This is a genomic window from Providencia sp. PROV209 (genome assembly GCF_028479485.1).
GTDB classification, from domain to species: domain Bacteria; phylum Pseudomonadota; class Gammaproteobacteria; order Enterobacterales; family Enterobacteriaceae; genus Providencia; species Providencia alcalifaciens.
This window is the reverse complement of sequence record NZ_JAMPNR010000010.1, coordinates 1-4,373: the sequence shown is the minus strand read 5'-3', so window position 1 is coordinate 4,373 and position 4,373 is coordinate 1. Positions and strand designations below refer to the sequence as shown.

The following is a 4,373-nucleotide window of genomic DNA, read 5'->3' as shown; positions in this document are numbered from 1 at the left end:
GACGTTAGGAAATTAAGAAGTAAGGGAGTTTAACTTAGGGGATTGACAGGTTATGTCTGTTGGGAAAAATTCTCATTGGGCTTTTTAGTGAAAAATGACTATAAGTAATTTATTGATAAATAATGTTATGCTGTTTATTTAAACGATAAGAAAGCAACGCGTAACGACACAACCTGTCAGGGCGGGAAAATTAGTTGGGCTGGCGAGGGGCGAGTTGGTTAAATAAGGTATCCGCCATCACCCACAGGGCTTTGTTGAGTTTGATATCGCCATCAATCCCATTCACCGAACGAGTACGAGCGCGTTTACCTTTTGCGGTTCTGCCTGATAATCCTCCTTTAATCAGGTTTTCTTGTAGACGTTGGTACACTGTCCAGAGGTCTTCTTTTTTATCTTCAAAGCGTCGAGGCTGTAGAACTTGCTCTCGTGTGACGGGCTGGAACTCTTCACCAAAGCGGTAGGTCAAAGCCGCTTCAGCAAAGGCTTGCTGGGCTGGTGGGGATAACATGAGAGATTGCATTTGTTCACGTTTTTCAGCGACCTGCTCAAACGTATCGAGTACTTCATACGCCCCTTCAATTACTTTACCCACTACATCCCCTTTATGGGGTACACGCACTTCACCCAATACATCACCGCACACCAAACCGTTAGAACACACGGCTCTAAAAAGACCCGGCAACATCTGATAACTGCTCGAACCATCATGGCTATTCAACAAAATAATTTCAGGGACTTGTACACCCGTGATTTGGTCATGTCGCCGCAGCCTCAACATGTGCTTTGTATGCTCTCGGCGGCTGACATCACGTACCCGAGTCTGGCAAGCAAAGAACGGATAGAAGCCTTCTTTTTGCAGGCTATCTAACAAGGTAATGGTCGGGATGTAGGTATAGCGTTCACTGCGAGAATCGTGCTTTTCTTCAGAAAATACGCTCGGTACAGTACGGAATAATTCTTCGATGGTCAGTGGGCGTTCACGACGAATACTGTTAGCAGAGCCAAAACGCGAAGCTAATAAACTCATGATAGTCTCCTGATTAATCAATTAAGTGGAAAATAGCAGCGGATTCGGGATGTTGTGAAGCGTAGTCACGCAGCTGATAAAAGCGGTCACACATCACTTCGCTTTCTGTTTGGAATGACCAGATGCTGTACAGGATAAGACATACTGCAATGCCTGCCACCTCTTGGCTCACAGTGGCTTCATTGCCGTTGTGCATGTTGAATAGCGTTAAAGTGTCTGCGTTGAGATCGGGGTAAATAAAAGCACCACCATTACTGAGCGTACCGTACTCCCAATAACCGCCATGATATTCATCGCAGAATTGGCCCATCGTGGTGAAGATCACCACTTCAAAGGTGGCCCAACCTTTTACTGCACCAAAATGGTTGAACCAAAAATCAAGGCGTTGTTCATCAGGGACTAATTCCATTGTGATAGCGGATTCAACTGTGTTATTCATAAATTGATACTCCAATAAAAAGAAATAAAAAAGCGCCAATCCCGTTAAGGAGTGGCGCTAGATGTCATCAATGTTGCGTTAATTTAAGAAGCTAAAAGAACAGGCTCCACAGGGATTTAGCAACGGAAATGATGCTGTTTTTGACTGTACCAATAGTGCTTTTTATCAAGACAGGTAGGGGAAGGATGTCTATCAGAGTATCGACGATATCACTGACACATTGCCCAAAATCATTACGTGCAGAGTTTTCCACGGATTGAGTGCGGTAAGTGTTGTTCAGTTGCCTAGCTACCCCGCTACTGGCTTGCACTGGTAACGCCTGTATTAATTGCTCTGCTAATTCAGTGAGTTGAAAGCCTTCTACCGCAGAAATCGTCATCACCGGATGATGCGGTTTAAATGCTGCTATCACGGCTTGCTGCTTTAATTCTAAGTTAGCCGTTTGTTCGGGGGATGGCTGGTGGTTGTGTTCATCCCACTGGCGACACGGCTCTATTTTGTCGGCTTGGTTCAACACAAATAGAAAGCGCTTCGGTTGATAACCACATTGCTCAGTGAGAAAACGATAGCATTGTTCATCAGAAGACCATGCCCTATCATCCGCCTTGAGTACCCAGATGATTAAATCCAGTTCTGGCAATAAGTTACGATAGAGCTGGTGGTATTCTCTATCTCTCTCAAGGCTTTCCCCCACACCGGGTAAATCAATAAAGGTGAGTGTATGGTTGCTCATTGTCATACTGAAGCGCTGAGCTTGCCGAGTGCAGCCGGAAACATCACTCACAGGCGATAGTGAGGATTGGAACAGTGCATTGATGAGACTGGATTTTCCGGCTCCAGTTTTACCCATCAGACCGATGGTGGGTGAGTAGTTGATTAGGTGGTTGAGTTGGTTGAAAAACAGATTTTTAAATGAAGCAGGAAAGGCTGAAATAACCCTTCCTAATTCAGGATATTGGTTCATATTACTTCCTTGAAAATAAATTTATCATTATTCAAGGTAATAATATATATTTGAAATTATTTTAATTTTTCTTTTCAATTAACAGTATGAGTTCTTCAATGGGATCTCGTGGTAGATTAATTTGATCAATCATCGCCTCTATAATTTCGTTAATATTTTTATTATGATTTTTGGCTATTTTTTTTAATTTCAGCATTGATGGCTTTGAAATATACGTATTCAGTACCGCCTTATCTTTAACGCCATCACGATATTTCTTTTGGCTCCAAGCTTTTTTTGTTTGAGATAGAAAAAGTTTGACCGTTTCTACGCTTGATGTGATGGCCCAGTAATCAAAACAGGAAACAATTATTTTCCATTTCTGATTTTCAATAAGAAAGTTAACATCATCATCAGCAGCAATATTCGCACGGACCATTCTCTCAGCTATCCATTTTAATGCTTCATTCCTTCTGGGTAAAAATGAAAAAGGCTCTGGGTATTCTTTATAAACAGATAAACCTTTATCTTTCATGTAAAAGATTGTCTCATTAAAATCTTTAGGGTTTACAAATAAAACCACAAAGTCCAAAAAACAAATAATATAATGAAAAGGGATATCCCTACCCATGATAGGAATCAAATTCAACGGTGAGTAATTATACACGCCAGCCATAATTGATTGGTAATCATTTTCTATACGGTGTTTATTATACGACTTCATGAGAAAGTTCAAGATAATAAATGCTATTCTTTCATTCTTTAAAAAAGATAATTTCTCTATTGGGATAATTTTTTTCTCTATCGTTCTTAGATAATAATCAAAATTTTTAAGTCTACACCCTACATGCTGATTTAACTCACTAAATAATGTACTCACATTCTTATTCTTTGCTTCGGATGTCATTTTATAAAGCTCATTAAGTGACAGTGTTTTCTCTGAAAGCATACAGAATAGAACAGCATAATATTGCCTGCATTCAAAATAATTATCATTTACATCTATATTTACCATACACTCTCTCCACGTAGTATTTTTCGCATACCTTTACGTTGTATTTTACGTAGCATTTTAAGTTTCATCATACAACATAAAAACTAGTATTTATGTGCCAAAAATCACTATATCCATACAAATTCCCCTTAGAGTAAAGATGAGTCTTTAGATAAACTAATATCAGAGTAAATCCACCGGAAAAAGGAGCAGTTCATCTTTGTTCAAAAACGCTCTGTCACTGTCATTGATGATGAGATATAGAAGAGCCATACGGTGTTGGTATAGTATTATTTTTATAAAGATAACCAGCATCATACCCACACCTAAAATATTAAACATTACCCTGTCACTGACTCACTCATCCATATATTTATCATCTCAGCTAAATGATGAATTCCTATTTTTAACAACACCCATTCTAGATATGAAATAAAACCAACTAAAGGTATCAATCATGTCTAGTTACACCTACAATGAGCATTACACTCAAAAGATAAACTACACCATCCGTAAATCACTCTTAACCTATAATAGAGTTACCGCTATTAGAGTTGACTTACGTTTTCCTTCATCAAATACACTTCACTCAGATGACTCCAATGCCATAACCCGATTTATTGAATCGTTAAAAGCCAAAATAAATGCGGATCTAAAACGTAAAAACAAAGCATGGAAACGCAATCATTCATGCTTATTATTTTATGTATGGGTCAGGGAGTTTGGTGAGATAAATAACAAAAAACATTACCATATACTTTTGCTATTAAATAAAGATGTTTATTGGAGTCTAGGTGATTTCATCAAAACTGAAGGAACACTCTATACATTAATACAGCAGGCATGGTGTAGTGCTATAGGGGTGAACTATCCTGATGAACGTTATTTAGTTCATATCCCAGATAACGCCGTTATTTGGCTAGATAATAATGAAACCTACAATGAAAATACGATATTTGAATTAAACCAG

At 38.8% G+C, this 4,373-nt stretch carries 5 protein-coding genes; 1 reads left to right on the top strand and 4 read right to left on the bottom strand.

The genetic code is table 11. The features are described 5' to 3' along the window. Positions 1 to 190 precede the first annotated feature (190 nt). The 4 genes from PR795_RS07655 to PR795_RS07640 form a co-directional block, all read right to left on the bottom strand. The gene (locus PR795_RS07655; protein WP_272516786.1) at positions 191 to 1,027 is read right to left on the bottom strand and encodes a DUF932 domain-containing protein; all 837 of its coding nucleotides are present in this window, start codon (positions 1,025 to 1,027) and stop codon (positions 191 to 193) included. A 13-nt stretch (positions 1,028 to 1,040) separates the two neighbouring features. Continuing rightward, positions 1,041 to 1,466, bottom strand: a complete 426-nt coding sequence (locus tag PR795_RS07650) for an antirestriction protein (RefSeq protein WP_272516785.1) — start codon at positions 1,464 to 1,466, stop codon at positions 1,041 to 1,043. A gap of 91 nt (positions 1,467 to 1,557) precedes the next feature. Then, the gene (locus tag PR795_RS07645; RefSeq protein WP_272516784.1) at positions 1,558 to 2,430 is read right to left on the bottom strand and encodes a GTPase family protein; all 873 of its coding nucleotides are present in this window, start codon (positions 2,428 to 2,430) and stop codon (positions 1,558 to 1,560) included. Positions 2,431 to 2,491: 61 nt separating this feature from the next. Then, complete coding sequence (locus tag PR795_RS07640) at positions 2,492 to 3,424, bottom strand: hypothetical protein (RefSeq protein WP_272516783.1); 933 nt, start codon at positions 3,422 to 3,424, stop codon at positions 2,492 to 2,494. A gap of 436 nt (positions 3,425 to 3,860) precedes the next feature. Here PR795_RS07640 and PR795_RS07635 point away from each other — a divergent pair. Next, positions 3,861 to 4,373: inovirus Gp2 family protein (locus PR795_RS07635; protein WP_272516782.1), on the top strand; the 513-nt coding region annotated here is incomplete at its 3' end.

Coding starts and splice junctions, on each gene's coding strand:
- PR795_RS07640 (WP_272516783.1), bottom strand. CDS start 3,424: ATGGTAAATATAGATGTAAATGATAATTATTTTGAATGCAGGCAATAT.
- PR795_RS07645 (WP_272516784.1), bottom strand. CDS start 2,430: ATGAACCAATATCCTGAATTAGGAAGGGTTATTTCAGCCTTTCCTGCT.
- PR795_RS07655 (WP_272516786.1), bottom strand. CDS start 1,027: ATGAGTTTATTAGCTTCGCGTTTTGGCTCTGCTAACAGTATTCGTCGT.
- PR795_RS07650 (WP_272516785.1), bottom strand. CDS start 1,466: ATGAATAACACAGTTGAATCCGCTATCACAATGGAATTAGTCCCTGAT.